Origin of the sequence: Methylobacterium bullatum, from assembly GCF_014845095.1 — a bacterium.
GTDB classification, from domain to species: Bacteria; Pseudomonadota; Alphaproteobacteria; order Rhizobiales; family Beijerinckiaceae; genus Methylobacterium; species Methylobacterium bullatum.
This window is the reverse complement of sequence record NZ_NKUG01000147.1, coordinates 1-23,856: the sequence shown is the minus strand read 5'-3', so window position 1 is coordinate 23,856 and position 23,856 is coordinate 1. Positions and strand designations below refer to the sequence as shown.

23 protein-coding genes and 1 riboswitch are annotated in these 23,856 nt (G+C 68.8%); of the genes, 12 read left to right on the top strand and 11 right to left on the bottom strand.

The genetic code is table 11. The annotated features are described in order from the left end of the window. The 6 genes from cobN to MBTS_RS19330 form a co-directional block, all read right to left on the bottom strand. Positions 1 to 3,217, bottom strand: a 3,217-nt coding sequence (gene cobN, locus MBTS_RS19355) for a cobaltochelatase subunit CobN (protein ID WP_192216267.1), incomplete at its 3' end; no start/stop codon positions are given. Between the two features lie 13 nt (positions 3,218 to 3,230). Beyond that, positions 3,231 to 4,016 (bottom strand): DUF4349 domain-containing protein, encoded by a 786-nt coding sequence (locus tag MBTS_RS19350; RefSeq protein WP_238254044.1) that lies wholly within the window; start codon positions 4,014 to 4,016, stop codon positions 3,231 to 3,233. A gap of 143 nt (positions 4,017 to 4,159) precedes the next feature. Continuing rightward, positions 4,160 to 5,194, bottom strand: coding sequence for a cobalamin biosynthesis protein CobW (gene cobW / locus MBTS_RS19345; RefSeq protein ID WP_147831935.1), 1,035 nt, complete (start codon positions 5,192 to 5,194; stop codon positions 4,160 to 4,162). Further along, complete coding sequence (locus MBTS_RS19340) at positions 5,191 to 5,613, bottom strand: DUF1636 family protein (RefSeq protein ID WP_192216266.1); 423 nt, start codon at positions 5,611 to 5,613, stop codon at positions 5,191 to 5,193. The genes cobW and MBTS_RS19340 overlap by 4 nt, the downstream gene beginning before the upstream one ends. Next, a complete protein-coding gene (locus tag MBTS_RS19335) occupies positions 5,606 to 6,385 on the bottom strand; it encodes a CbtA family protein (protein WP_192216265.1) in 780 nt (259 codons plus the stop codon). Before MBTS_RS19335 ends, MBTS_RS19340 begins: the two co-directional genes overlap by 8 nt. Before the next feature lie 30 nt (positions 6,386 to 6,415). Beyond that, positions 6,416 to 6,592 (bottom strand): CbtB domain-containing protein, encoded by a 177-nt coding sequence (locus MBTS_RS19330; RefSeq protein WP_018045261.1) that lies wholly within the window; start codon positions 6,590 to 6,592, stop codon positions 6,416 to 6,418. Between the two features lie 57 nt (positions 6,593 to 6,649). After that, positions 6,650 to 6,843, bottom strand: a riboswitch (cobalamin riboswitch). A 106-nt stretch (positions 6,844 to 6,949) separates the two neighbouring features. On the opposite strand from MBTS_RS19330, the gene cobU reads away from it, so the two are divergent. Together cobU and cobO are read left to right on the top strand one after the other, a co-directional pair. Next, complete coding sequence (gene cobU / locus MBTS_RS19325) at positions 6,950 to 7,462, top strand: bifunctional adenosylcobinamide kinase/adenosylcobinamide-phosphate guanylyltransferase (protein WP_238254046.1); 513 nt, start codon at positions 6,950 to 6,952, stop codon at positions 7,460 to 7,462. Then, positions 7,459 to 8,079 carry a cob(I)yrinic acid a,c-diamide adenosyltransferase gene (gene cobO, locus MBTS_RS19320; protein WP_018045259.1) on the top strand — a complete coding sequence of 207 codons (621 nt, stop codon included), beginning with the start codon at positions 7,459 to 7,461 and terminating at the stop codon, positions 8,077 to 8,079. The genes cobU and cobO overlap by 4 nt, the downstream gene beginning before the upstream one ends. 13 nt (positions 8,080 to 8,092) lie before the next feature. Here cobO and MBTS_RS19315 read toward each other — a convergent pair whose 3' ends face one another. Both MBTS_RS19315 and MBTS_RS19310 read right to left on the bottom strand, forming a co-directional pair. Then, positions 8,093 to 8,743 (bottom strand): hypothetical protein, encoded by a 651-nt coding sequence (locus tag MBTS_RS19315; protein WP_192216263.1) that lies wholly within the window; start codon positions 8,741 to 8,743, stop codon positions 8,093 to 8,095. After that, positions 8,740 to 9,153 (bottom strand): RusA family crossover junction endodeoxyribonuclease, encoded by a 414-nt coding sequence (locus MBTS_RS19310; RefSeq protein WP_147831946.1) that lies wholly within the window; start codon positions 9,151 to 9,153, stop codon positions 8,740 to 8,742. The genes MBTS_RS19315 and MBTS_RS19310 overlap by 4 nt, the downstream gene beginning before the upstream one ends. Before the next feature lie 91 nt (positions 9,154 to 9,244). On the opposite strand from MBTS_RS19310, the gene MBTS_RS19305 reads away from it, so the two are divergent. Both MBTS_RS19305 and MBTS_RS19300 read left to right on the top strand, forming a co-directional pair. Continuing rightward, on the top strand, positions 9,245 to 9,967 hold the full coding sequence (locus MBTS_RS19305) for a hypothetical protein (RefSeq protein WP_246689455.1): 723 nt from the start codon (positions 9,245 to 9,247) through the stop codon (positions 9,965 to 9,967). Positions 9,968 to 10,024: 57 nt separating this feature from the next. Further along, on the top strand, positions 10,025 to 11,485 hold the full coding sequence (locus tag MBTS_RS19300) for a cobyric acid synthase (RefSeq protein WP_187273436.1): 1,461 nt from the start codon (positions 10,025 to 10,027) through the stop codon (positions 11,483 to 11,485). Between the two features lie 117 nt (positions 11,486 to 11,602). Here the strand turns inward: MBTS_RS19300 and MBTS_RS19295 are convergent, their stop codons facing one another. Both MBTS_RS19295 and cbiB read right to left on the bottom strand, forming a co-directional pair. Further along, positions 11,603 to 12,595 (bottom strand): DUF3616 domain-containing protein, encoded by a 993-nt coding sequence (locus tag MBTS_RS19295; protein ID WP_147832577.1) that lies wholly within the window; start codon positions 12,593 to 12,595, stop codon positions 11,603 to 11,605. Positions 12,596 to 12,705: 110 nt separating this feature from the next. After that, positions 12,706 to 13,707 (bottom strand): adenosylcobinamide-phosphate synthase CbiB, encoded by a 1,002-nt coding sequence (gene cbiB / locus MBTS_RS19290; RefSeq protein WP_147832576.1) that lies wholly within the window; start codon positions 13,705 to 13,707, stop codon positions 12,706 to 12,708. A gap of 44 nt (positions 13,708 to 13,751) precedes the next feature. Between cbiB and cobD the strand changes: the two genes are divergently transcribed. Continuing rightward, on the top strand, positions 13,752 to 14,771 hold the full coding sequence (cobD, locus tag MBTS_RS19285) for a threonine-phosphate decarboxylase CobD (protein WP_147832575.1): 1,020 nt from the start codon (positions 13,752 to 13,754) through the stop codon (positions 14,769 to 14,771). On the opposite strand, the gene MBTS_RS19280 is transcribed toward cobD, so the two are convergent. After that, positions 14,772 to 15,959 carry an MFS transporter gene (locus MBTS_RS19280; RefSeq protein ID WP_056140130.1) on the bottom strand — a complete coding sequence of 396 codons (1,188 nt, stop codon included), beginning with the start codon at positions 15,957 to 15,959 and terminating at the stop codon, positions 14,772 to 14,774. It abuts the gene before it with no gap. A 374-nt stretch (positions 15,960 to 16,333) separates the two neighbouring features. On the opposite strand from MBTS_RS19280, the gene MBTS_RS19275 reads away from it, so the two are divergent. The 7 genes from MBTS_RS19275 to MBTS_RS19245 form a co-directional block, all read left to right on the top strand. Next, complete coding sequence (locus tag MBTS_RS19275; RefSeq protein ID WP_082472996.1) at positions 16,334 to 16,528, top strand: hypothetical protein; 195 nt, start codon at positions 16,334 to 16,336, stop codon at positions 16,526 to 16,528. 220 nt (positions 16,529 to 16,748) lie between these two features. Beyond that, positions 16,749 to 18,155, top strand: a complete 1,407-nt coding sequence (locus tag MBTS_RS19270) for a malonyl-CoA decarboxylase (protein WP_056140133.1) — start codon at positions 16,749 to 16,751, stop codon at positions 18,153 to 18,155. A gap of 54 nt (positions 18,156 to 18,209) precedes the next feature. Next, a complete protein-coding gene (locus tag MBTS_RS19265; protein ID WP_147832574.1) occupies positions 18,210 to 19,730 on the top strand; it encodes a malonate--CoA ligase in 1,521 nt (506 codons plus the stop codon). A 162-nt stretch (positions 19,731 to 19,892) separates the two neighbouring features. Further along, positions 19,893 to 20,972 carry a YihY/virulence factor BrkB family protein gene (locus tag MBTS_RS19260; protein ID WP_147832581.1) on the top strand — a complete coding sequence of 360 codons (1,080 nt, stop codon included), beginning with the start codon at positions 19,893 to 19,895 and terminating at the stop codon, positions 20,970 to 20,972. A gap of 64 nt (positions 20,973 to 21,036) precedes the next feature. Continuing rightward, positions 21,037 to 21,444, top strand: coding sequence for a peptide-methionine (R)-S-oxide reductase MsrB (gene msrB / locus MBTS_RS19255; RefSeq protein ID WP_018045245.1), 408 nt, complete (start codon positions 21,037 to 21,039; stop codon positions 21,442 to 21,444). Positions 21,445 to 21,736: 292 nt separating this feature from the next. Beyond that, positions 21,737 to 22,630 (top strand): CYTH domain-containing protein, encoded by an 894-nt coding sequence (locus MBTS_RS19250; RefSeq protein WP_056140140.1) that lies wholly within the window; start codon positions 21,737 to 21,739, stop codon positions 22,628 to 22,630. Between the two features lie 267 nt (positions 22,631 to 22,897). Beyond that, positions 22,898 to 23,856 (top strand): cation:dicarboxylate symporter family transporter (locus tag MBTS_RS19245; RefSeq protein WP_192216262.1); only part of this gene is annotated, 959 nt, incomplete at its 3' end.

Sequence of the window (23,856 nt, the reverse complement as noted above, 5' to 3'; positions counted from 1 at the left end):
CGTGGCGCAGCTGCGCCGCGATCCAGCGCGGGTTCGCGAGCTTGGCGCGGATGAGGCGCGCCGCATCCTCGCGGGCGGTGCGCGCCTTGGGCTTTTCCGGGTCGGCCACGTCGAGGCTGTAGAGCGTGGGAGCGCGCCCGCCGAGCGCGGCGGCGGCGGAGAACCCGCCCATGGCATCGGCCGCGGCGTCGCCGTCGAGGAGGTCGCGTTCGGCCACGTCGAAGGCGTGGACATAGGCGTCGGCCTGCGCGACGCGGGCGGCAAAACCAGTATCGGCCATGTCCTCGGTCCCGCCATAGGCGTGCGAGGTGGCGTCGAGATAGGCTCGGCCGAGATCGTCGCGGCTCTGCCATTGTCCGTCGAGGGCGAGTTCGCCGGCACCGGCGCCGTAGCGGCCTGGTGCTGCGCCGTAGACACGGGCGGGGGCCTCGCCCCGGCGGCGCGCGGCGGCGAGCGGGTTCTCGTCGTCTTCCTCGTCGCGCTCGGCGACGGCAGATGCCGCGCGGGCGAGGAGAGAGAGGGTCTCGGGAAAGGTGTCGCGGAACGCGCCCGAGACACGCAGGGTCACGTCGATGCGCGGCCGGTCGAGAAGTGCCAGCGGCATCACCTCGAAACCGGTGACGCGGGTGGAGGCGTGGTCCCAGGTCGGGCGCACGCCCATGAGTGCCAGGGCATGCGCCACGTCCTCGCCACCGGTGCGGAGGGTCGGAGAGGCCCAGAGATCCATGACGATGCGGGCCGGGTAATCGCCCTCGTCCTGCAGGTAGCGCCGCACCACCGCGTCGGCGGCTTTCGCGCCGAGCAGGGTGGCGGCCCGCGTCGGCAGGCTGCGCGGATCCAGAGTAGTGAGGTTGCGCCCCGTGGGCATCACGTCGGTCCGACCGCGCGAGGGCGAGCCGGCGGGGCCGGGGGGAACGAAGCGTCCGTCGAGGGCCGCCAGCAGCCCCTCGCGCTCGGCGGCCGCGCAGGCTTTCACAGGGGCCGGCGCGTCGTCCGGTGCCGATCCGAACACGTGGAGCCCGTCGCGGGTGGTCACCTCGCCGAGGTCGCACAGATGCGCGTCGAGGGCGGTGAGTGCGTCGGCCATGGGAGTGTCGGCGTCGATCCCGGCGCCCGACAGAAGGCCGGCATCGGCGGCATCGTCGAGGATCGTGCGGGCGATGATCTCGGCCCGGCGCGGGTCGAGGACGCTGGCCGAGGAATATTCCTCCACGAGTTCGCGCAGCCGCGCGGCCTCCGGGGTCAGGCCGGCGCATTCGGTCTGGGGCGTGAGGTGGCCCAGGGCGATACCGCCGAGCCGGCGTTTCACGGGGGCCGCCTCGCCGGGATCGTCGACGATGAAGGGGTAGATCACGGGCAGATGCCCGATCGCCCGCGCCGGCCAGCAGGCCGGCGACAGGGCCACCGCCTTGCCGGGCAACCATTCGGTGGTGCCGTGGGTGCCGAGATGGATCAGGGCGTCGAACCCCTCCCGCAATCCGAGATGGAAGGCGAGATAGGCATGGGTCGGCGGCTCGTCGGGGTCGTGATAGCCCGCCTTGCGGTCGGCCGCCCGGCCACGATCGGGCTGAAGGAAGACGGCGAGACGTCCTCTCATCCAACCAATGGCCTCATCCTGAGGTGCCGCATCAGCGGCCTCGAAGGAGGCTTCCAGATCTCTCTGAGGCAGCTGAAAGCCTCCTTCGAGGCCGGCGCTGCGCTCCGGCACCTCAGGATGAGGTCGTTGGGGGGGGGGAGCAATAGTGGCCACGACCATCGGGAAGCGGAACGCCCCGTCGACACAGACCGGGTCGGCCTCCGGCTCGCCCCACCGTCGATCGAGCGTGTCCCGCTCGTCCGGTGACAGTGTGAAGAGCCAGTCGCGATAGGCCGCGAGCGGCACCGCGAAGGTCGGAGCCTCCTTCGTCAGCGCGTGCATCAGAGCGTCCGGCTCCGGCAGGTGGCCCACCGCATAGCCGGCCCGCCGCAGCGTCTCCGTAATGATTCCCGCGCTCGCCGGCGTGTCCAGCCCCACGGCGAAGCCCGCCCGGCCGCCACGGGCAGGGTAGTCGGACAGGACCAGGGCGAGGCGACGCGTTGCGCGCGGCCGGTGTTTCAGCGCCACCCAGGCCGAGGCGCGGTCGGCCAGGGCCGCGATACCGGCCGAGAAGGGAACAGCGCGGCGCTCGCTGAACCCGTCGAGTTCCGGCCCGTCCTCCTTGAACGAGATCGGGAAACCGGAGAGCCGGCCGTCGAATTCGGGAAGCGCCACCTGCATGGCGAGGTCGGCGGCGTTCATGCCCCGCGCCGAGGCCTCCCAGGCCTCCCGTGAGGCCCCGATCGTGTAGGCTTGAAGGATGGGCGCGTTGGCGCCATCAAGGACGAAGCCGCCATCCTCCCGCGCCGAGAAGGCCGTTGCCGCGATGACAATGTCCGGGCTTCGCGCGGCCAGAGCTTCCCGCACGGCATCGAGGGCGAGCGCGTCCTTGAGGCTTGCGACCGCGAGGGTGGCGGCACCGATGCCGCGCTCACCGAGGGCTGCGATGAGGTCGGCCACGGGCCGGGTGTCGCCGCCGAGCACCGCCGACCGATAGACCAGGATGAGGGCGAGGGGGCGATCCCGACCTGCGGCGGCCAGGGCGGTCTCGTGTGCGACCGGTCCGCAACCCGGGCACCAGGCGAAGCCGCGCGGCAGGGCGACAGGCGGCAGCGCGTCGACCGCGTGCCCGATCTCCAGGGAGAGGCGCCGGATCATCCGGCGCAGGTTGTCGGACCCGCCCGCGCGGCAATAGCCCTCGAGTGTCTCCACCAGTTCGGGAGCCACCGTCGAGAAGGCGGTGAGGCGGGGATCGGGCTTGTCGCAGCCCGGAATGACGGCGAGCTTCACGCCGTTCGCGCGAGCCGCGGCGGCGGCGCGCTCGACTCCGTAGCGCCAGTAATCGAGGCCACCGAGGCAGCGGATGACCACGACTTTCGACCGCGCGATGACGTTGTCCACGTAGAGATCGACGGACATCGGATGGCGCAGCCGGGCCAGCTTGGCGAGGCGGAGCGTCGGGACGTCGCTCGCCGACGAGTCCCGTGCCGCTGCCTCCCGCTCGGCCGCATGCGCGCCGGCCATGCCGGAGAGGTCGGAATCGGTGAAGGACAGGAACACGATGTCGCCGGGCGCCTGGCCCAGATCGATGGCGGCTTCGCCTTCGTCGAGGGAGACCGTGTCGATTCGGATCAGATGCATGGGCGGCGCGCCGTCATGGCTGTGCCCTGGAGGACGTCCGCTCGGTCATGGCGCTTCGGCGGCCGCGCCGGCGCCACAGCGCGCGAAGGAGAAGCACGCCGATCAGCACCAGCGGTAACCATGGCAGGCCGGCGACGACGAAGCGCAAGGCCGATCCTGCGCTCGCGCCGAAGGTCTGGCCCGCCTGGGCCCAGGCTTCCTCCACGGGGGCGAGGGGCCCGGCGCGCGCCTCGTCGGAGCGCAGGGCGACGGAGACGAGCTCCGTGTCGACGCGCTGGCTCAGGCCGCGCTGTTTGGCATCGGCTTCCTCGATCTGCGACTGAACCTGCGCCAATTCCTGCGCGATGCGGATCAGATCCTCCACGCGCGGGTCGGGCCGTGCGGCGATCGCATCGAGCCGGGCGCGATAGGCGGTGAGCTGGGCCAAGCGCCGGCCGCCATCCTCGATGGCATCCGTCAGGTCGTCGGCACGCGTCGACTGGCTCCGGAGCACGACGTCGCCCGTCGCCTCGCCGGGCAGGGGCGACGTGACGAAGGCCATGAAGGGAGCAACGGATTCATGCGGCAGTCGGACCTGGACCTGGGCCTGCGGACGGCCCGCAGGCCTCCGGCCATCGTCGATGGACGCAGCGACGAGGATGCATTTCAGGGCCGCCTCGTTCAGGCAGCGGTCGCGGGCCGCCTCGAAATGCGGGTTCACCCGCTGGGGCGGTAATCCGATGGTCAGGTCGTGGGTATAGGCGAGCTTCGCATCGCCCGTCTGGGCGAGAGGGCGAGCCACCGGAGAGAGGCGTGCCATCGCCCGGCTGTCCGAGGCCTGAAACTCCGGTTTGGGCGGACGTGAATCCGAGCACCCACCGATCGCCGCGAGAGCCGCCAGGCCGGACGCGACCACGAGGCCGCGGCACCCGCGCGCCGGGATCCGTCGGGCGGTCAACGCGCTCACCCCGCCAGGGCGGCTGCCACCGCCCCTTGGTCGAAACCCTTCAGCCCGATGACCACGAGCCGGCCGTCGCGGTTCTCGCTCGCCCGCCAGGGGCGGTCGTAATGATGGGCGATGCGGGCGCCGACGCCCTGGACCACGAGGCGCATCGGCTTGCCGGTGACCTCGGCGAAGCCCTTGATCCGCAGGACGCCGCTGGTCTCGGCGGCGCGGGCGACGCGGGCGGCCAGATCCTCGGCGCTCGCCGTGGCAGGCACGGCAATGGCCACGGAGTCGAAATCGTCGTGATCGTGATCCTCGCCCTCGCCGTGATGCGAGGGGCGGGCGTCGAGATCGTCCTCGGCGGCGGCGCCGAGACCGAGGATCACGCGCGGATCGAGGCGGCCATGCTCGGCCTCGACCATCTTCACCGCGCGCGGCAGCTGGCGCTCCACCTCGGCGCGGACCTTGGCCTTGCCGGCTTCGTCGAGGAGGTCAGCCTTGTTCATGACTACGAGGTCGGCGCAGAGGAGCTGGTCCTCGAACACCTCCTCCAGCGGGTTGTCGTGATCGACGCTGGCATCGTCGGCCCGCTGGGCGGCGAGGGCCGCCGGATCGTCGGCGAAGAAGCCGGCAGCGACGGCGGGGCCGTCGATGACCGCGATCACCCCGTCCACGGTCACCCGCGAGCGGATCGCCGGCCAGTGGAAGGCTTGGACCAGGGGCTTCGGCAGAGCGAGGCCTGACGTCTCGATGAGGATGTGCTCCGGCGGGTCGGCCCGGTCGAGGAGCTTGTTCAGGGCCGGCACGAAATCGTCCGCCACGGTGCAGCAGATGCAGCCATTGGCCAGTTCCACGATGTCCTCGTCCTGGCAGCCCTCGATGCCGCAGGCGGCCAGGAACGATCCGTCGAAGCCGATATCGCCGAACTCGTTGACGATGATGGCGAGCCGACGACCGCCGGCATTCTCCACGAGGTGACGCACGAGGGTCGTCTTGCCGGCTCCGAGGAAGCCGGTGACGATCGTGCAGGGGATCTTCTCGACGATGCTCATTCGGCGGCGTCCGGAATTCTGTCCGCGCGCGGCGGAGGAAACGGGGGAATGCGGGCGACGACGCCTTTGCGGAACGCTTCCGGCCGTGCCTTCCAGGGCACGATGCCGTCGGGCGTCTCCGCGTACAGGCCGATGCCCGCGAGGATGGTTCTGGCCGATTCGACTGGGTCGAGATCGCCGTAGACGTAGGTCCAGCGGCCTTCGGACGCCACGGCGACCGTGCAGGGTCGCTTGCAGACCGAGAGGCAATCCACGCTCTCGACGGCGATGCCCTCGATCGCGGCTTCCGTCACCGCTTCGCGCAACGCCGAGACGAGGCGGGCCCCGGCGCGGGGCTCGGACGTGTCGCCGGCCGTGCGACAGGTGGCGCAGACGTAGAGTACGACCGCGTTGCCGGCCGGGATGTCCTCGTCAGGCATGCGATGTCGCCGGGTTCTTGCGCCCGACGCTGTTCCAGGCCCAGCCGAAGGCGAGGCCGATCACCGCCCAGAACACGAAGGCGATGCCCAGCGACCGAGCGGCGAACTGGGCCGCGTAGCCCGGGGGCAGGGCGGAGGCGGCGTGGCTCGTCTCCGGAGCGCCTGCCAGATGCGGTGCGACGAGGAGCACGATCCCTCCGGCGATGGCGATGGGGGAGCGGCGGATCGCGATGAGGTAGAGCCCCATGGCGGTGGCGGCCGCAGTCATGATCCACCAGAACTGGCGTTCGGCGAGCGGAGCCGCCTCCATGCCGGGCAATTCCGGCGGCAGGCCGAGGGCCGGGGCGAGAGCCACGGCGAGGAATCCCGCGATGGCGAATCGCAGGCCGGTTTCCGGGCTCGGCTCGCGCCCGCAGGCGATGAGAGTCGCGCCCAGCAACAGGGCATAGCCGACGCCGCCGACCAGGGTCGCGAGGGCGGTGAAGACCATACGGGGCAGGCCGGGCCCGGGCTGCCAGGCCGGTGCGACCTCGCCGCCTTCGACACCGTCCGTCTTGCCGCCATGGTCGTGGCCCGAATGGACGGGCACGATGAGGGAGGCCGGCGAGGCGCCGCGCGGCATCCACTGCGCGGCCGGCGCAGTGGCTTCGCCGCTCTCGTAACGCTCGGCCGCGATGATCAGCGGCGAGGTGAGGGCGAACTGCAAGCCCGTGGCGACGACAGCCGCCAGGAAGCCGGCGACCAGGGCCGCCGACACGAGTCGGATCATCATGGAATCAGGTCCTGACTGAGCGCGTGGCGGTCAGTGGCAGGGGAAATTCTGGGCGTGCCGGAAATCGTGGGCCGCGTTGTGCAGAGCCATCGCCGGGGCGAAGCCGGCCATGAAGACGAGCCCGAGGCCGAGGAAAGCGGCCATGAGCACCGCGCCGAGACGCTCGTTGCTACGGGTGCCGGTGAGGACGAGGGTGTTGGTGGTCATCGTGTCAGGTCTCCGGCCGCCCCGCCGGCGGCGTTCGAGGATCGAGCGGGAGGACGATGTGGTCCCCTTCGGATGGCAGGTCTCCTGGCTCGCGGGTCATCCGGTCCTGCCGCCTTCCCGGATCGCTCCAGTGGCCGATGGCAGGCCCGTCTCCGCTCACAGTTGCGGGGGCAGCTGCGGTTTCAGGCGCGAGCCCTCACCGCATTCCCTTTTCACCCCGTCGCCGGGGCACCGTCCGAACCTCGCTTCTACGCGCTCGCGCGACCGCTGACAACGCGCCGCCAAAGCGTTTTACCGCCTTTGACGGGGCAGGGCGGTTTCGCGCTAAAGGAAGCCATGCGGCAGCCTTCCCCAAGAATGACACTGGTCCTCGGCGGCGCTCGCTCGGGCAAGAGCCTGCACGCGGAGCGCCTCGTCGAAGCCCATCCGGCGCCCTGGCTCTACCTCGCCACCGCGCAGGCCTGGGACGACGAGATGCGCGAGCGCGTCGCCCTTCACCGGTCGCGCCGCTCGGCCGATTGGATCACCCGGGACGTGCCGATCGACCTGGCCGAGGCCGTCGCCGCGGCGACCGGGCCGGTGCTGGTCGATTGCCTGACCCTGTGGCTCACCAACCTGATCCTGTCCGAGGCCGATATCGAGGCGGCGAGCGCCGCCCTGATCGAGGCCTGCGATCGCGCGCCGGGGCCGGTGGTGCTCGTCGGCAACGAGGTCGGGCTCGGTATCGTGCCGGACAACGCGCTGGCCCGCCGCTTCCGCGACGCGGCCGGGCGCCTGCACCAGCGCCTCGCCGCGCGGGCCGACCATGTGGTGTTCATGGTGGCGGGATTGCCGATGATCGTGAAACCCCAACCCGGAGCAGCCGCATGAGCGAGTCAGACACGAACGACCCGGAGGCCGACCGTCACCGCGAAAAGATGGAGAAGCGCAAAGCTGTGCAGGACGCCGAGGTCGCGGGCAAGACGATCGAGAAGGGCCTTCTCATCGTCAATACCGGCCCCGGCAAGGGCAAGACCACGGCCGGGCTCGGCCTCCTCCTGCGCGCCTTGGGCCATGGCTGGCGGGTCGGCGTGGTCCAGTTCATCAAGGGCGCCTGGGACACCGGCGAGAAGCACGCGCTGAAGGCTTTCGGCGACCAGATCGAATGGCATACGCTCGGCGAGGGCTTCACCTGGGAGACTCAGGACAAAGCCCGCGACATCGCGGCGGCCGAGCATGCCTGGGCCAAGGCCGAGGAATTGATGGCCGACCCGACCATCCGCCTCGTCCTCCTCGACGAGCTCAACATCGCCTTGCGCTACGATTACCTGCCCATCGACGCCGTGGTGGCGGCTTTCCGGGCGCGCCGGCCCGATCTCCACGTCATCGTCACCGGGCGCAACGCCAAGCCGGCCCTCATCGAGGCCGCCGACCTCGTCACCGAGATGGGCAGCGTGAAGCACCATTTCGCCGCCGGGGTGAAGGCACAGGAGGGGATCGAGTTCTGACTACTGGGCGCGGTCAGGCCCCAGCGCCGACCGGCTGGTTCTCGTGGAGGACGAGCTTCAGCGTGGCGACGAAATCCTCCAGGGCGGTGCGATCGAGGTCGCGCTGCAAGGCCCCGTGGGCGACGGCGTTGCGCAGGTTCGCGATGGGACGAAGACGATCCGCCTCGTCCGGCGTCACGATGCCTTCGCCCGCGAGCTCCTCGATCAGCCGTGCGGGCGATTGAGAGTGTGACAGGCGGTTCGGAATCAAGGCCCGCCCGATGGCTTCGAAGGTCGACCAGCCTAGCAGCAGAGCCGCTTCCATCTGGCCGGCCGCGATGAGGGCCTCGACCTTCGTGATCGTGCGGTCGATGATGTCTGGCGTCACGCCGTCGATGGCGGGCACGCCGCCGCCGGAGCGGGCGTAGTAGATCCGAAGCTCCCAATCGGTGACACCGAGGAACCGGTCAGCGACCCTTTCCCGGCTTCCGGATCGCGTGCCATCCCGTACGATTTCGATCGCCAGATTCTTTGGTTTGCCAAGCGCGATGGCGTCTGGAACGTAGTCGCCCATGAAGGAGGGCAGAAGCTGGCGTGAAGGGTGAGTATAGACCTCGTAGCCGGCATCCGTAAGTGCCGGGATGATGAGGTCGAGGACCGGCCGTTCTGATTCCATGCCGCTCATGCCAGTTCCTCGAAGGGATCGTCCGAAAGCCTTACGTATAGGATCGGCTTCTGTGCCGACAGAGCCGCCGCCAGGAGTGGGCTCGGCTGCGTGAAAGAAAACACCCGCTGCGGTTCGAACTTCTGGATGACTACCCGTTCGATCTGGGAATCGTCCATGTAGATATGCTGGTTGAGGGCATCGAGAACCAGTTTGACGATATTGTCCACGTCGCCCTGCACGGGGCCGACCGGGAAGTAGAACAGCGTCACGGCGAGTTTGCCCTCGCAGGCGAAGTGGTTCTCGGGCAAAGAGCCGTCGCTTGCCGCCCGGACCTTCTGCTTCCACTGCGATTTGGAACTCGGTCGGGCCGATTGGAACGAGACCGGTGTGCCGCTGACGAGGAACTCGATGGGAAAGATGAGCTCCACGAGAGATCACCTGGCGTCGCGGGCTTCGGTCCCGCAACTTTTGCACGGCTTCGTCAACGTGTATAGTATTATTCTAAATCGCCCTTGGGTTGTGTCTCGTCGCTGCTTCCGGCGCTGCCTCGTTCCTCTCACGATTTTTCTGTCCGGTGCCGGTGCGGCATCCGCCCAATCCGTCACGTCCTGGCCGGACACCTATCTCGGCCGGGTCGAGGCGCTGGCGGTGATGGAGGGGCTGAATGCGCGGCTCCTGGCGGGCCGCAGCGCCACCGCGACGCTCGAAGGCTGGTGCTCCGAGCACGGCATGGCGACGGACCCGCGGCTCACGGCGACCCTCCTGCGCGATGTGGACAAGCCCGCCTCGGAAGAGACGCGCCGCCGCCTCGCCGCCGGACCCGACACCGTCCTGAAATACCGCCGCGTCCGGCTCGCCTGCGGCGACCACGTCCTGTCGGAGGCCGACAATTGGTACGTGCCCGAGCGGCTGACGCCGAAGATGAACCGCCTGCTCGAGACCACGGACACGCCGTTCGGCAGGGCGGTGCAAGCCCTGGGAACCACCCGCCAGACCATTGGGGCGGACCGTCTCTGGCAGCCCTTGCCGCCCGGGTGGGATCAAGCGGTCCCGCCGGATCCCGCCTGCGCGCCGCTCGCGATTCCGGACCGGCTGTTCAGCCATCGCGCCGTGCTGTTCACGGCCGAGCGGGTGCCGTTCTCGGAGGTGGTCGAGACCTACGCCTCCGCCATCCTCGATTTCCGCCGGGCCGGGCGGCCTGCCGATCCCGCCTGCGGCGCCGGCCCGCCGTCGCGGCCCTGACGCGGCCGTGCTAGGGCTCGCCGACGCCCCTCGGCACACCGGACGAGACCCGATCGCATGACCGCCCGCGCCTTCATGATCCAGGGCACCGGCTCGGATGTCGGCAAGTCGCTGATCGTGGCCGGCCTGTGCCGCGCCTTCACGCGGCGCGGGCTCAGGGTGCGGCCGTTCAAGCCGCAGAACATGTCGAACAACGCGGCCGTCACCGCCGATGGCGGCGAGATCGGCCGGGCCCAGGCGCTGCAGGCGCGGGCCTGCGGGGTGGCGCCCTCCATCCACATGAATCCGGTCCTGCTGAAGCCCCAGAGCGAGACCGGCTCCCAGGTGGTGGTGCAGGGACGGATGGCCGGCACCGCGAAGGCCCGAGACTATCAGGCCTGGAAGCCGCGCCTGCTGGCTTCCGTGCTGGAGAGTTTTTCACACTTGAAGGCTCAGGCCGATCTCGTGATCGTGGAGGGCGCCGGTTCGGCTTCCGAGGTGAATCTGCGGCGCGGCGACATCGCCAATATGGGTTTCGCGCGGGCCGCCGACACGCCGGTGATCCTGCTCGGCGATATCGACCGGGGCGGCGTCATCGCCAGTCTCGTCGGCACCAAGGCTGTGATCGACGCGGCGGATGCGGCCATGATCGCCGGATTTCTCGTCAACCGCTTTCGCGGCGACCCGAGCCTGTTCGCCGACGGCATGGACATCGTCGCCACGGCGACCGGCTGGCCCGCGCTCGGCCTCGTGCCGCATTTCCCCCTTGCCGCCCGTTTGCCCGCCGAGGACATGCTCGGTCTCGCGGGTTCCGTCGCCACCGCCCGCACGCGGGTCCGCGTCGCGGTGCCGGTCCTGCCGCGCATCGCCAATTTCGACGACCTCGACCCGCTGCGGGCGGAGCCGGAGGTGGAAGTAGTGCTGGTCAGGCCCGGCGAGGCGATTCCGGGCGACATCGCCCTGGTCCTACTGCCGGGCTCGAAGACCACGATCGACGACCTCGACGCCCTGCGCCGCGAGGGCTGGGACGTGGATATCCGCGCCCATATCCGGCGCGGTGGTCATGTGCTCGGGCTCTGCGGCGGCTACCAGATGCTGGGCCGGACGTTGAGTGACCCGCACGGGATCGAGGGCGAGCCGCGCAGCGTCGCCGGGCTCGGCCTGCTCGACGTCGAGACGGTGATGACGCCGCTGAAGCGGCTCGAAGCGGTGAGCGGCCGGACGCTGGCCGACGATCTGCCGTTCAACGGCTACGAGATGCATGTGGGCGACACGGCCGGTCCGGACACGGTGACGCCGCTGCTGCGCTTCGCCGACGGGCGGGCGGAGGGCGCCGTCTCTGCCGACGGGCGGGTCAGCGGCACCTATGTCCACGGCCTCTTCTCCGACGACCGGCAGCGGGCCGCCTGGCTCGCGCGCCTGGGGGCGGCGTCTGACGGCCATTCCTACGAAAGCGGGGTCGAGCGCGTCCTCGACGAATTGGCGCGACACATCGAGGCTCATGTCGATTGCGACCGCCTGCTGGCGCTGGCGCGTTAGCGGTTTCGCGGCGTAGGCTCGCCCCATAAGGCCCCGTTCGAGGGGCGAGCCTGATGTTCGCGGTGCTGTCCGCCCTGCGCCGAGGCGATGTAACCGCGCCGCGCCCGGCCTGATCCGTCAGGGCAGCGTGTATTCGAGCGGTCCGCCATCCTTGACGCTGTCGAACATGACGAGGATGCGCTTGTCGCCCAGCACGGCGACACCTTCCGCCTTGGCGCCCTTTTCCGCCCCGGTGAGACGTCCGATCGGCTCGAGCTTGGCATTGACGGACGCGCCGGCCGCGAACAGGCTGTAGGGCACGTCGGTTTGTCCTTGAGCCGGCCCGGTGAGGACGAGGAGCCGCCCGTCGGGCAGTATGGCGAGATCGCGGATCCCGGCCCCGCGGCCGACGGAGAGCGGGATCACCTGCGGGGCCGCCTTGAGCGGCTCGTGCCCCTGCGCGAACAGAGCGCCCACATCCGCCTCGACGACGAAGGTCTTGCCGTCATGGGACGGCGCGCGCAGCCCGGCGAACAGCCGCGTCCCGTCGACGGCGACCCCCTCGATATTGAGGCCGTTGGGCGTCGCGTCGCCGTCATCGGTCTGGAGATCCTGCGTGTAGTAGGCGCTGACCGTCTCCGCCAGTCCGAGCGCATCACCCAGGCGGTAGGTGGTCTCCACCGCATCCGGTCCCGCCGGTTCGCCGTTCGCGTCGACCCGGATGCGCGCCAGCACGAAGGTGGAGAGCTTGAACTTCGCCTTGCCGCGCGAGCAACCGTGCGAGCCGACCACGTAGAAGTAGGGAGCCGCATAGGCCACGCCTTCGCCGTCGAGATCGTCGAACTTGCCCTCTCCGCCGGAGCATCCGTTCTTCGAGGGCGGGGTTCCCAGCGTGTTCGGGCTCGGTCCCCCGCCGACGAGGTCGATATCGGCGCCTGGCGTGATCGTATGCCCCTCGATGGTGATGAACTGCGCGCCGGTATTCTCGTCGTTGACCACGAGGCAGCGGCGCTTGCCGTCCTTCTGCGGCATGCAGGCTATGCCGCTGATGTCTTTGGCGGGTCTGCCGTTTTTGCCGTTCAGACCGGACGTCATCGTGTAGGGCGGGTCCACCGGAACGAGGTCGCGCATGACGCCTCCCGCCGCGAGAGCCGGCGCGGCGGCTCCGTGGAAAAGCAGGATCGCCAGAAGACCAGTCCGTATCATTGCCCGCCCGCCCATAGGAATGTGAGTGACCTCAATTATATCAAAACAACCTTGAGTATAGATGCGCCGAGGACGATACATCCGAAAAGTATCGCGCAGGCGATGCGGTACAAGGCCAGCGCCCGTTCCACATCGCGCGGACCCGCCTCCGCCCGGCCATTGCCCATCCAGGCATCGTCCACGATATCGGCGCCGTACATGCGCGGCCCCGCCAGCCTCAGACCGAGCGCGCCCGCCATCGCCGCCTCGGGCCAGCCGGCATTGGGCGAGCGGTGACGGCCCGCATCGCGCCGGACGGCGTGGAACGCCCCCGCCGCCGAAGTCCCGGGATGGAGGAGGCACGCCGCTACGATCAACCCCGCCGAGAGCCGCGAGGCCGGGAGGTTCACGAGATCGTCGAGGCGGGCCGAGGCCCAGCCATAGGCCTCGTGTCGGGGCGTGCGGTGGCCGATCATGCTGTCGGCGGTGTTGATCGCCTTGTAGAGCGCCCCTCCCGGTAGGCCGCCGATCCCGATCCAGAATGCCGGGGCCACGATGCCGTCGGAGAAGTTCTCCGACAGGCTTTCGATCGCGGCGCGGCAGATGCCGGCTTCGTCGAGGCTCTCCGGGTTGCGCCCGACGATCATCGAGACCTCGCGCCGCCCGCCCGCCAGCCCTTCTGCGCGGAGGCCCATGGCGACGCGGGCCACATGGTCGTGGAGGCTGCGTTGTGCCGGCAGACTCGCGCAGGCGAGGCCGAGGAGCAGCATGGCCGGGATTTGACCCGCAGCGGCGGCGAGCGCCGTTCCGGCGATGGACACTGCCGCGACCGTTCCCAGGAGGATGAGGAGACCGAGGATCCCCGCCGCGCGCCGCCGTCTCCCGCTGCCCGTATTGAGCGTCCGGTCGAGCCAGCCGATCAGGCGGCCGATCCAGGTGACAGGATGGCCCAGCGCCTTGTAGAGCCGGTCCGGATAGCCCGCCGCCGCCTCGATGGCGAGGGCGAGACCCAGCACCACGAGCGTGTCCGGCGGATGGGCGAGGGCGGTCCAGGTCATCTGTTCGGGAATGGGGTTCGGTGCGGCAGGGTGATGGAAGAGCAATGAGCGGGACGGAGGAGGCGAGCGGGCGTGGCGGGCCCATCGCCCATGGGGGCGATCTCGATGCCGCCCAGGCGCTGTTCCCGCACGGCGAGCTGCCCTGGATCGACCTCTCCACCGGGATCAATCCGGTCCCGTATCCCTGTCCGCCGCTGGAGGCCAGCGCGTTCCGGCGACTTCCCTCCCGCGCCGACCTGAACGCCCTGTGCGCCGCCGCCGCCCATGCCTATGGCGTCGCCGATCCGGCCCGAGTCGCGGCGGCGCCCGGCACGCAGATTCTCATCGAGACGCTGCCGCGCCTGAGGCCGCATTCGCGCGTGGCCGTCATCGGTCCCACCTATGGCGAGCACGAGGCGGCGTGGCTCCGGGGCGGACATGCCGTGACGTTGGTGCCCGATCCGGCCCAGGCCGAGGGGGCGGACGTCGTCGTCGTCGTCAACCCGAACAATCCCGATGGCCGGAGCTGGGAGGCCTCCACGCTTCTCGACCTCGCGGGACGGCTCGCCCGGCGCGGAGGCTGGCTCGTCGTGGACGAGGCCTTCATCGACCTCGAAGCGGTGGAGTCCCTCGCACCGCGAGCGAGCTCCGGCCTGGTGGTGCTACGCTCCTTCGGCAAGACCTATGGCCTTGCCGGCATCCGTCTCGGCTTCGCCGTTGCCGAGCCGGCGCTCGCCCTGCGGATCGGCGCGGCACTCGGCCCCTGGGCGGTGCCGGGGCCGGCGCTCGCCATCGGCCGGGCAGCGTTGTCCGATGAGGCCTGGCTGCGGGAGGCGGCCATCGATCGCCACGCCGACGCGCTGCGCCTCGACCGGCTGCTCGCCTGCCGGGGAGGGCGCATCGTCGGCGGCACCTGCCTGTTCCGCACGGCTGCGTTCGACGACGCGCCAAGTCTTTTCCGGCGCCTCGGCGAGGCCGGGATCTATGTCCGCCGGTTCGAGGCGAACCCGCACTGGCTGCGCTTCGGCCTGCCGGCCGACAAGGGCGAATGGTGCCGCCTGTCCCGCGTCCTCAAGCCCGCCTGATCAGGCGGGCTTCGTCCGCGACCGGTCGAAGATCGCCACGAGGAGACCCCCGCCCGAGAGCAGGGCGCCGACCGCGCAGACGCCGGGCCACCCGGCCATCAGGAACGCCTGCGAGCCGGCGAAGGCCCCCAGCGCCCCGAATACGAACATCACCGTGAACAGCACAGTGTTGACCCGGCCCCTCGCTCCGGGGACGAGGGCGTAGGCTCGGGTCTGATTGGCGATGAGCGCGCCGTTGAGGCCGATATCGATGAGCAGAACGCCGACGGCCACCGCCACCAGCGAGACCTCCCCCCCGAGCCAAAGGACGAGGAACGACGCGAGGACGAGAGCGGCGCCGGTGACGACCACCGGTCGGGCGCCCTTCCGGTCGGTATAGCGTCCGGAGAGCGGGGCGACGAAGGCGCCGCAGACCCCGATCACGCCGAACAGGCCGGCGCCGGCGGCGGTGAGATCGAAGGGCGGAGCCTCGACCAGGAGGGCCAGGGTCGCCCAGAACGCATTGAAGCTCGCGAAAAGAAGGCCCTGCGAGAGGCTGGCATTGCGCAGGATGGGCTGCGTCTTCACGAGATGCAGGATCGACAGCATCAGCGCGCGGTAGCGCAGCGGTTTGGTCTGCTTCGTCTTCGGTAGAGTCGCGGCCGCCACGGCGGCGATGACCAGGGCCACGACAGCGGCGGCGAAGAACACCGCGCGCCAACCGAAATGCGCGCCCACGAAGCCGCTCACCGTCCGGGCGAGGAGGATGCCGGTGAGCAGGCCCGTCATCACTTGGCCCACCATCCGGCCGCGGCTCTCGTCCGGCGCGAGCTCGGCCGCGAAGGGGACCGCCTGCTGAGCGGCCGAGGACAAAAACCCGATGAGGAGACAGGCGACCGTCAGGAAGGCGAGGGTCGGCGCGAGGGCGGCACCCAGAAGCGCCACGCTCAGGCCCAGCAATTGCGCCACGATGAGCGTCCGCCTCGGCCAGGCATCCCCGAGGGGCACGAGGCCGAGAATGCCGAGCCCGTAGCCCACGAGGCACGCGGTGGGAACGAGGAGGGCGGCACGCTCACCGAACTCGCTCACCAGAACCGCGAGGAGGGGCTGGTTGTAGTAGATGTTGGCGACGGCGCCCCCGGCGATCAGGGTCAGGCCGAAGCGCGCCCTGGCGGTGAAGCCGTGGCCGGAACCGGTGCCGGGCTGCATGCTCAGGCTCGCACCGGAGCGGCGCCGTCCGCCGTGCCAAGCCGATGGAAAAGCGATGAATTGTTCGTCATCCGGTGGGGCGGGTCCGTGAGCGACGGGATGCGTGTGCCTCCGGTTAGGGGCGCCAGCGCGCGGGGGCAACCCGTGGGCGCGCGAAATGGTCCCACGTCAGAGAGCGGGCCGCGACGGGCCACACCTTCCATCGGATGCGTCGATCCCCATATACGAATCGTTACCGGATAAAGACGTGGCGCGTCTCTGTGGCGAAGTCCCGCTTGGCAGGAGCCAAGTCGTTCTGTCACACTCCCGACCGTCGAGACGAGTCGGTCTTCAAGTCCAGGGGGCAACACCGCGTATCGACAACGGAGTTTGGAATGCCGAATTACCGAGTCAGCTTCGCCAAGCAAATTCTCGGCGTGCCGTTCACGATCGGATGTGTCGAGATTTCACGGGCGCGTGATCCTCGCCGGGCTCAACGCGCGGCGGAACTTCGTTTCGCGCGCCAACATGGCGTCGAGGATTGGCGCGAGCGGGCCGATCGTGTTGCCATTGAGGCCGCTCAAGCCTGACACGACAGGTGATCCGACCCGAAAGTGAGTACAGGACTTCGGGAAGACGGTTATTGGGTCGTCGCTTCGTTTCCCCAACTCGCAGCGGCTGCGGCATGGTTCCGCGGTCAAAGCCCTGGCCCTCGGTCGGTCTGCGACATAGACTGGAGCTTGCACGTGTGTTCGGCGGGTTCGGCATCTCGCGGAACTTGCGACAGGGGCAAGGAGCAGGCGGCGAGCCATGGCGGCGATCTCGTTTTTCGGCGACCTGCTTCAGACCATCAGCGACCGTGGTCGCGATCTCATCGGGATCGGCCGCGGCGACCTCGCCTCAAAGGCCAATGCGCATGAGCTCATCAAGCTCTGCGAGGATCTGATCTCCCGGCGCGGCGAGGCGTCGGGCGTTGCGCTCGCCCGCCTGATCCTCGAACGCTACGCCAGCCTCGCGCGTGCCGAACGGCTCGTCTTCCTGCAGGGTATCGCCACCGTCTTCGGCGCCGATCACGAGGCGGTGGACGATGCCATCGCCGCCTATCGTCGAGACCCGACGCGCGCCGCCCTCGGCGTGCTCCACGAGGCGGCCGAGCCGCGCAGCCAGGAACTCATCCGCCGGCTCAACCTCGCCCGCAACGGCACCCTCGCCCTGGTGCGGATGCGGGAGGACCTGTTCGTCCTGCGAAAGGACCTGCGCGGGAGCGAGGCCGATCCCGACCTCGTCGATGCCGTCGACAGCCTCGACAGCGATTTCGAGCACCTGTTCGCGTCGTGGTTCAACCGGGGGTTCCTGGTGCTGCGCCACATCGACTGGACCACCCCCGCCCATATCCTCGAGAAGATCATCCGCTACGAGGCGGTGCATGAGATCGCGGGCTGGGACGAGCTGCGCCGACGCATCGAACCCACTGACCGGCGCTGCTTCGCCTTCTTCCATCCCGCCTTGCAGGACGAGCCGCTGATCTTCGTGGAAGTGGCGCTCACGGACGGCATCGCGCCGGCCATCGCGCCGATCCTCGCGCATGGGCGCGAGCCCCTGCCCACCCGGGCCGCCACCACCGCGATCTTCTACTCGATCTCGAACTGCCAGAAGGGGCTTGCCGGCGTCACCTTCGGCAATTTCCTCATCAAGCAGGTGGTGGAGGATCTCGCCCGCGAGATCCCGAGCCTCAAGACCTTCGTGACCCTGTCGCCGGTGCCCGGCTTCTCTGCCTGGCTCGACCGTGAGCGCCGCTCCGATTCGCCGCAGGGCCTGACCCGTGACGACGTCGAGGCTCTGCGGGCCATCGACGAGCCGGGCTGGCACGCCGACAAGGCCAAGTCCGATGCGGTGAAGAAGGTGATGATCCCCGCCGCCGCCGCCTATTTCTTGCGGGCCAAGAACGAGCGAGGCAAGCCCCTCGACCCCGTGGCGCGGTTCCATCTCGGCAACGGAGCCCGCCTGGAGCGGCTCAACTTCCTCGGTGATGTCTCGCCCAAGGGGCTCGGCCAGTCGCGCGGGCTGATGGTCAATTACCTCTACGATCTCTCGGCCATCGAGAAGAACCACGAGACCTATGCCAATCTCGGCACCGTGGCGGCATCGAGCAGCGTGAGCCGCGAACTCAGGACCAACCTGCCGCCGATTCGCGCCGTGGCGTTGGCCGAGGCTTGATTTCGAGGCGTCGTCCGGCCACGGCTGTCCGTTCGATAACGGCTGGACGACGTCATGCGTAACCATCTCTTCGATCTCATCCGGGCGAGCCTGCCCGCCGATCCCGCCTCGCGGATTTTCATCGAGACCGGCGACGGCGCACGGATCACCTATGCGGACATGCTCGACCGCTCGGCCGCCTATGCCTCCGCCCTCAAGGCGCTCGGGGTGAAGACGGGTGACCGCGTCGCCGTCCAGGTCGAGAAGAGCGCCGAGGTGGTGTTACTCTATCTCGGCGCCGTTCGCGCCGGCGCCGTCTTCCTGCCGCTCAACACCGCCTATACGGCCCCCGAGATCGCGTATTTCCTCTCGGATGCCGAGCCGGCCCTGTTCGTCTGCGACCCCGCCCGGCTCGCCGCTCTCGAACCGGTCGCCGCCGAGGCGAAGGTGCCTGCCCTGCGTACCCTCGACGGGGCGGGGCGCGGTAGCATGGCCGAGGCGGCTGACGCGGCCGGCACCGCTTTCGCGGATGTCGAGCGCGGCCCGGACGATCTCGCGGCGATCCTCTACACCTCGGGCACCACCGGGCGCTCCAAGGGCGCCATGCTCAGCCACGACAATCTCGCCTCCAACGCCGTGACCTTGGTGAAGGCCTGGGGCTTCACCGCCGACGACGTGCTGATCCATGCCCTGCCGGTGTTCCACACCCACGGCCTGTTCGTGGCCACCAACATCGTGCTGCTCGCCGGGGCCACGGCGATCTTCCTGCCGAAATTCGACCCGAAGCAGGTGCTCGCCCTGATGGGCCGGGCGACCTCGATGATGGGCGTTCCGACTTTCTACACGCGCCTCCTCAAGGAGTCGGGCCTGACCCCCGAAGCGGCGGCGACGATCCGCCTGTTCGTCTCCGGCTCGGCCCCGCTCCTCGCCGAGACGCACCGGGACTGGCAGGCCCGCACCGGCCACGCCATCCTCGAACGCTACGGCATGACCGAGACCAACATGAACACCTCGAACCCCTATGACGGTGAGCGCATCGCCGGCACGGTGGGCCTGCCCCTGCCGGGCGTCTCGCTCAGGGTGGTCGATCCCGAGACGGGACGGGCCTTGCCCGCCGACACGGTGGGGATGATCGAGGTGAAGGGGCCGAACGTGTTCCAGGGCTATTGGCGCATGCCCGAGAAGACGGCCTCCGAATTCAAGACGGACGGGTTCTTCATCACCGGCGATCTCGGCAAGGTCGACGAGCGCGGCTACGTCCACATCGTCGGGCGCGGCAAGGATCTCATCATCACCGGCGGCTACAACGTCTATCCGAAGGAGGTCGAGAACGAGATCGACGCGCTTCCGGGCGTCGTCGAATCCGCCGTGATCGGCCTCGCCCATGCGGATTTCGGCGAGGGCGTCACGGCCATCGTCGTCGCGCGTCCAGACTCGCCGGGGGAGCAGGAGATCCTCCGCATCCTCGAAGGGCGCCTCGCGCGGTTCAAATGCCCCAAGCGCGTCCTCTTCGCCGACGAATTGCCGCGCAATGCCATGGGCAAAGTGCAGAAGAACCTGCTGCGCGAGGCGCATGCGGATCTCTATCGCCGCTGAAGGGTAAGACGGCGGAACGCTTTGGCGGGCCGGCGGTTCTCGTCATCGAACGGCCAAGCTCGCGCCGTCTCCGTACCGGTTGCCGTCATGCCCTCGTCTCAGCCTCACCGTCCCGAGCCCACGGGGCCGGGCTCCACCCATTCCGTGGTCTGGACTCTGGCGATGGGGGCGGCGCTCGTCGCCCTGTCGCTGGCACCGCGGTCGCGCGGCGCCAGGCGTGAGGCCGAACCGCCTCAGACGCGACGCGACGAAGGCGCCCGCTCGCATAGTGGACGCAGCGCCGAATGGGTCGCGGCGACACAGGTCCATCGCGGCCGTGCCGCAGACAGCCCGACCGAGATCACTCGCGCCGGCTGGAAGGACATCGCCGTCCGCGTCTACCTGGAATTCAACAAGGACCGCGTGCTCGCGGTGGCCGCCGGGGTGACGTTCTTCACCCTGCTGTCGCTGTTCCCCGCCATCGCCGCCCTGGTCTCCTGCTACGGCCTCGTTGCCGATGTCGGCGCCATCAACGAGCACCTCTCCAGCATGCAGGGCGTGCTGCCCTCCAGCGCCATCGACATCATCGGAGAGCAGGTGAAGCGGATCGCCGCCAAGGACAACGGCACGCTGGGCCTGACGTTCTTCTCCAGCCTCGTCCTGTCGCTCTGGAGTGCGAACGCCGCCATGAAGGCGATGTTCGATGCTCTGAACGTGGTCTACGAGGAAGACGAGAAGCGCTCCTTCGTGATGTTGAACCTGCGCTCCCTGACCTTCACCGTCGGGGCGCTCCTCTTCACCATCCTCGCGCTCACCAGCATCGTCGTACTGCCGGTGATCTTCAACTTCTTCGGGTTCGGGCAGGGGGCGAGGCTCATCGCCCTGCTGCGCTGGCCCTTCCTCCTTGTCGTCCTGCTCGGCGGCCTCTCGCTGCTCTACCGCTATGGCCCGAGCCGCGAGCGGCCGCGCTGGCGCTGGGTCGGCACCGGCGGCGCTGTGGCGGGCATCCTCTGGCTCGCCGCCTCGATCCTGTTCTCGTGGTATGTCGGCAGCTTTGGCAATTACAACGAGACCTACGGTTCGCTCGGCGCCGCCATCGGCTTCATGACCTGGATCTGGATCTCGACGACGATCGTGCTCCTCGGTGCCGAGATCAATGCCGAGATGGAGCATCAGACGGCTCGGGACACGACGACGGGGCCGGAGAAGCCCATGGGCGACCGCGAGGCACGGATGGCGGACACGATCGGCGCGGCCGCGTGACAGGGTGCGGGACGGCCTCGGGAGTCCTATTTCTCCAGCATATCCCGATGAACCGGAGGCCATCATGAGCGAGACCCAGGCAGGCACCGTCCAGCGCAGCGAGGACGAGTGGCGCGAGATCCTGACGCCGGACCAGTACCGTGTCCTGCGCGAGCACGGCACGGAGCGGGCGGGCACGAGCTGCCTCAATGCCGAGAAGCGCCCCGGCACGTTCCACTGCGCCGGCTGCGATGCCCCGTTATTCGAGAACACCACGAAATTCGAATCCGGCACCGGCTGGCCGAGCTTCTTCGATCCCATCGACGGCGCGGTGGAGACGACGACCGACCGGAGCCACTGGATGGTGAGGACCGAAGTGCACTGCGCCCACTGCAAAGGTCATCTCGGCCACGTCTTCGATGATGGCCCGGCGCCGACGGGGCTGCGCTATTGCATGAACGGCATTTCACTGCGTTTCGAGCCGAATGCGTGAGCTCATTGGTATAAAAGGATAAAAATCGGGGCCGGGCTTACGAGGCCGGCCTTGATTTAGTCCCATTTTTTCTTAGTCGAAGGGAAGTGGTCTTCCCATTTGTGTGCCGTCGGCGGTGCGAGGCGGGAAAACGATCGAATTCGGACGGTTCGTGCCGGCTGGTTTCCACAGGCCGGGCATTCCGTCGCTGCCGAAACAGGGTATGGCTTCGAACGGCGCCGACGTTGCGCCCATGGCGCGGCGCTCCGGAGGAGGGCCTGCCATGATGAGCCGATCCGGGGGGAGAGAATACATGAGTGTCGTTCGTCGGTTTCTGGTCGCACCTTCGCTCGTCCGCCTGATCCGCAAGGAGCGCGGCGGTTCGAAGATCACCGAGGGCTATTTCGCTCCCCAGGCCGGTCGCACGTCCTATGTCCGCGTCGATGGCCAGAACTGCCATCTCGTTCTCGTCACGACGGCGCCGGATGGAACGTCGAGCGAGGAGCGGACCGACGTTCCCCGCGCCCATGGCGATGCCCTTCTGGATGTCTGCTCAGGCAAGGCGATCTACGACCGCGCCGTGCTCGCGCTCGGCAACGGCCGCGAGGCGCTCGTCGACCGCTACGCGACACCGGGAGCCCTCGACTTGCTCAGCGTCGTGTTCGACGACACCGCCCAGGCCGCCGCTTTCGTACCCCCAGCCTGGTTCGGCGAGGACGTCTCCGAGAATTCCGCCTATGACCGCCATACCGTGGCGATCCAGGGTGTGCCTCAGACCGGCGAGGTTCCCCTAAACAACGCCGCCCTCGAAGCGATCCTCGATCTGCTCGAGCCGCGCTTCGGTTTCGGCCGCTTCAATGCCCCACCGCCGAAGGCCGGCGAGGACGAGGCGACCCTTCGGGCGAACCGCCGTGCAGCCGCTCTGGCTGCCAAGGCCGCTGCTCCCGCTGCCCTCCCGGTGGAAGAGCCCGCGCCCCAACCCGTCCTTGAGGAACGGAGCGAGCAGCGTCGGGAAGAGCCCGCCGCCGCGGAGGAGACCGCCACGGACACTCCGATCCGCACCGATGCCCGCATCGACGACGTTATCGAGAGCCTGTCTCAGGCTCTGGGTGCCTCTCAGCCGTCCCGTGCTCCTGCACGCGACGACGATCCGGCCGCCGAATTCGAGCGCTGGACCGTACGTCCCCGCCGTACTCCGCAGACCTGAACCCTTGGGACCGGAGGTGGGGCATGCCCATCTCCGGGCTCTTCGCGAGGACCCGGCGGCACCGGGCATATTCGGACAAGTCGATCACCAACGATTGTATGCAATAGCGCGGCAGAAGCCCGTCGCGTTACAGAAGCAGCCCATCCTCACGGTTTCGGCGGGAAACAAAGATAATCTCTCATAGCCGCGTTGAGGCTAGGGATTAAACTCGCTAGCGTCTCGGCAAGACAGACGAGCGTGCGCCCAACGAGGCGCCTGTGAGGGAACATGGTTCAGACCACCGTCCATGCCGGAGGCAGCGCGCCGGCAGCACCGACACCTCACGAACCTTGGTACAAGGTCCTCTACATCCAGGTGCTGATCGCCATCGCACTCGGCATCCTGCTCGGATATCTGCACCCCGAATGGGGCAAGTCCGTCAAGTGGTTGGGCGACGCCTTCATCGCGCTGATCAAGATGATGATCGCGCCGATCATCTTCTGTACCATCGTTCACGGCATCGCCTCCATCGGCGACTTGAAAAAGGTCGGCCGCGTTGGCTTGAAGGCGCTGGTCTATTTCGAGGTTGTCTCCACCATTGCGCTTCTCATCGGTATCCTCGTCGGTGAAGTGGTGAAGCCGGGAGCCGGTTTCAATGCCGATGTGACTAAGCTCGACGGTAAATCGGTCGAGAAATACGCCAAGATCGCGGCCGACGATTCCGTCACCGGACATATCATGGCGCTGATCCCGAAGAGCTTCTTCGACGCCTTCGCCACAGGCGACCTGCTTCAGGTCCTGCTGATCTCAATCCTCACCGGCGTCGTGGTGACCGGCATGGGCAAGCGGGGCGAGGCCATCACGCACGCCATCGACACGGCGGGCCAAGTCTTCTTCCGCATCATCGGCCTCGTGGTGAAGCTCGCCCCCATCGGTGCCTTCGGCGCCATGGCCTTCACCATCGGTCAGTACGGCATCGGCAAGGTGATCGATCTCGCCTGGCTCGTCGGAACCTTCTACGTCACCGCCTTCCTGTTCGTGGTCCTGGTTCTGGGCGGCATCGCCCGGGTGGCCGGCTTCTCGATCTTCAAGTTCCTGGCCTACATCAAGGACGAGCTCCTCATCGTGCTCGGCACCTCGTCCTCCGAGACGGTGCTGCCGCACATGATGACGAAGATGCGCCGCCTCGGCGCCTCGGATTCCGTCGTGGGCCTGGTGATTCCCACGGGCTACTCGTTCAACCTCGA

Bases quoted from the DNA above. Each gene is read 5' to 3' on its own strand.
- MBTS_RS19340 (WP_192216266.1), bottom strand. From the start codon at position 5,613: ATGCCTGACGAGGACATCCCGGCCGGCAACGCGGTCGTACTCTACGTC.
- MBTS_RS19350 (WP_238254044.1), bottom strand. From the start codon at position 4,016: ATGGCACGCCTCTCTCCGGTGGCTCGCCCTCTCGCCCAGACGGGCGAT.
- cobD (WP_147832575.1), top strand. From the start codon at position 13,752: ATGAGCGGGACGGAGGAGGCGAGCGGGCGTGGCGGGCCCATCGCCCAT.
- MBTS_RS19335 (WP_192216265.1), bottom strand. From the start codon at position 6,385: ATGATGATCCGACTCGTGTCGGCGGCCCTGGTCGCCGGCTTCCTGGCG.
- MBTS_RS19260 (WP_147832581.1), top strand. From the start codon at position 19,893: ATGGGGGCGGCGCTCGTCGCCCTGTCGCTGGCACCGCGGTCGCGCGGC.
- cobW (WP_147831935.1), bottom strand. From the start codon at position 5,194: ATGAGCATCGTCGAGAAGATCCCCTGCACGATCGTCACCGGCTTCCTC.
- MBTS_RS19275 (WP_082472996.1), top strand. From the start codon at position 16,334: ATGCCGAATTACCGAGTCAGCTTCGCCAAGCAAATTCTCGGCGTGCCG.
- cobO (WP_018045259.1), top strand. From the start codon at position 7,459: ATGAGCGAGTCAGACACGAACGACCCGGAGGCCGACCGTCACCGCGAA.
- MBTS_RS19250 (WP_056140140.1), top strand. From the start codon at position 21,737: ATGAGTGTCGTTCGTCGGTTTCTGGTCGCACCTTCGCTCGTCCGCCTG.
- msrB (WP_018045245.1), top strand. From the start codon at position 21,037: ATGAGCGAGACCCAGGCAGGCACCGTCCAGCGCAGCGAGGACGAGTGG.
- MBTS_RS19330 (WP_018045261.1), bottom strand. From the start codon at position 6,592: ATGACCACCAACACCCTCGTCCTCACCGGCACCCGTAGCAACGAGCGT.
- MBTS_RS19265 (WP_147832574.1), top strand. From the start codon at position 18,210: ATGCGTAACCATCTCTTCGATCTCATCCGGGCGAGCCTGCCCGCCGAT.
- MBTS_RS19315 (WP_192216263.1), bottom strand. From the start codon at position 8,743: ATGAGCGGCATGGAATCAGAACGGCCGGTCCTCGACCTCATCATCCCG.
- MBTS_RS19295 (WP_147832577.1), bottom strand. From the start codon at position 12,595: ATGCGCGACCTCGTTCCGGTGGACCCGCCCTACACGATGACGTCCGGT.
- MBTS_RS19270 (WP_056140133.1), top strand. From the start codon at position 16,749: ATGGCGGCGATCTCGTTTTTCGGCGACCTGCTTCAGACCATCAGCGAC.
- MBTS_RS19300 (WP_187273436.1), top strand. From the start codon at position 10,025: ATGACCGCCCGCGCCTTCATGATCCAGGGCACCGGCTCGGATGTCGGC.
- cobU (WP_238254046.1), top strand. From the start codon at position 6,950: ATGACACTGGTCCTCGGCGGCGCTCGCTCGGGCAAGAGCCTGCACGCG.
- cbiB (WP_147832576.1), bottom strand. From the start codon at position 13,707: ATGACCTGGACCGCCCTCGCCCATCCGCCGGACACGCTCGTGGTGCTG.
- MBTS_RS19280 (WP_056140130.1), bottom strand. From the start codon at position 15,959: ATGCAGCCCGGCACCGGTTCCGGCCACGGCTTCACCGCCAGGGCGCGC.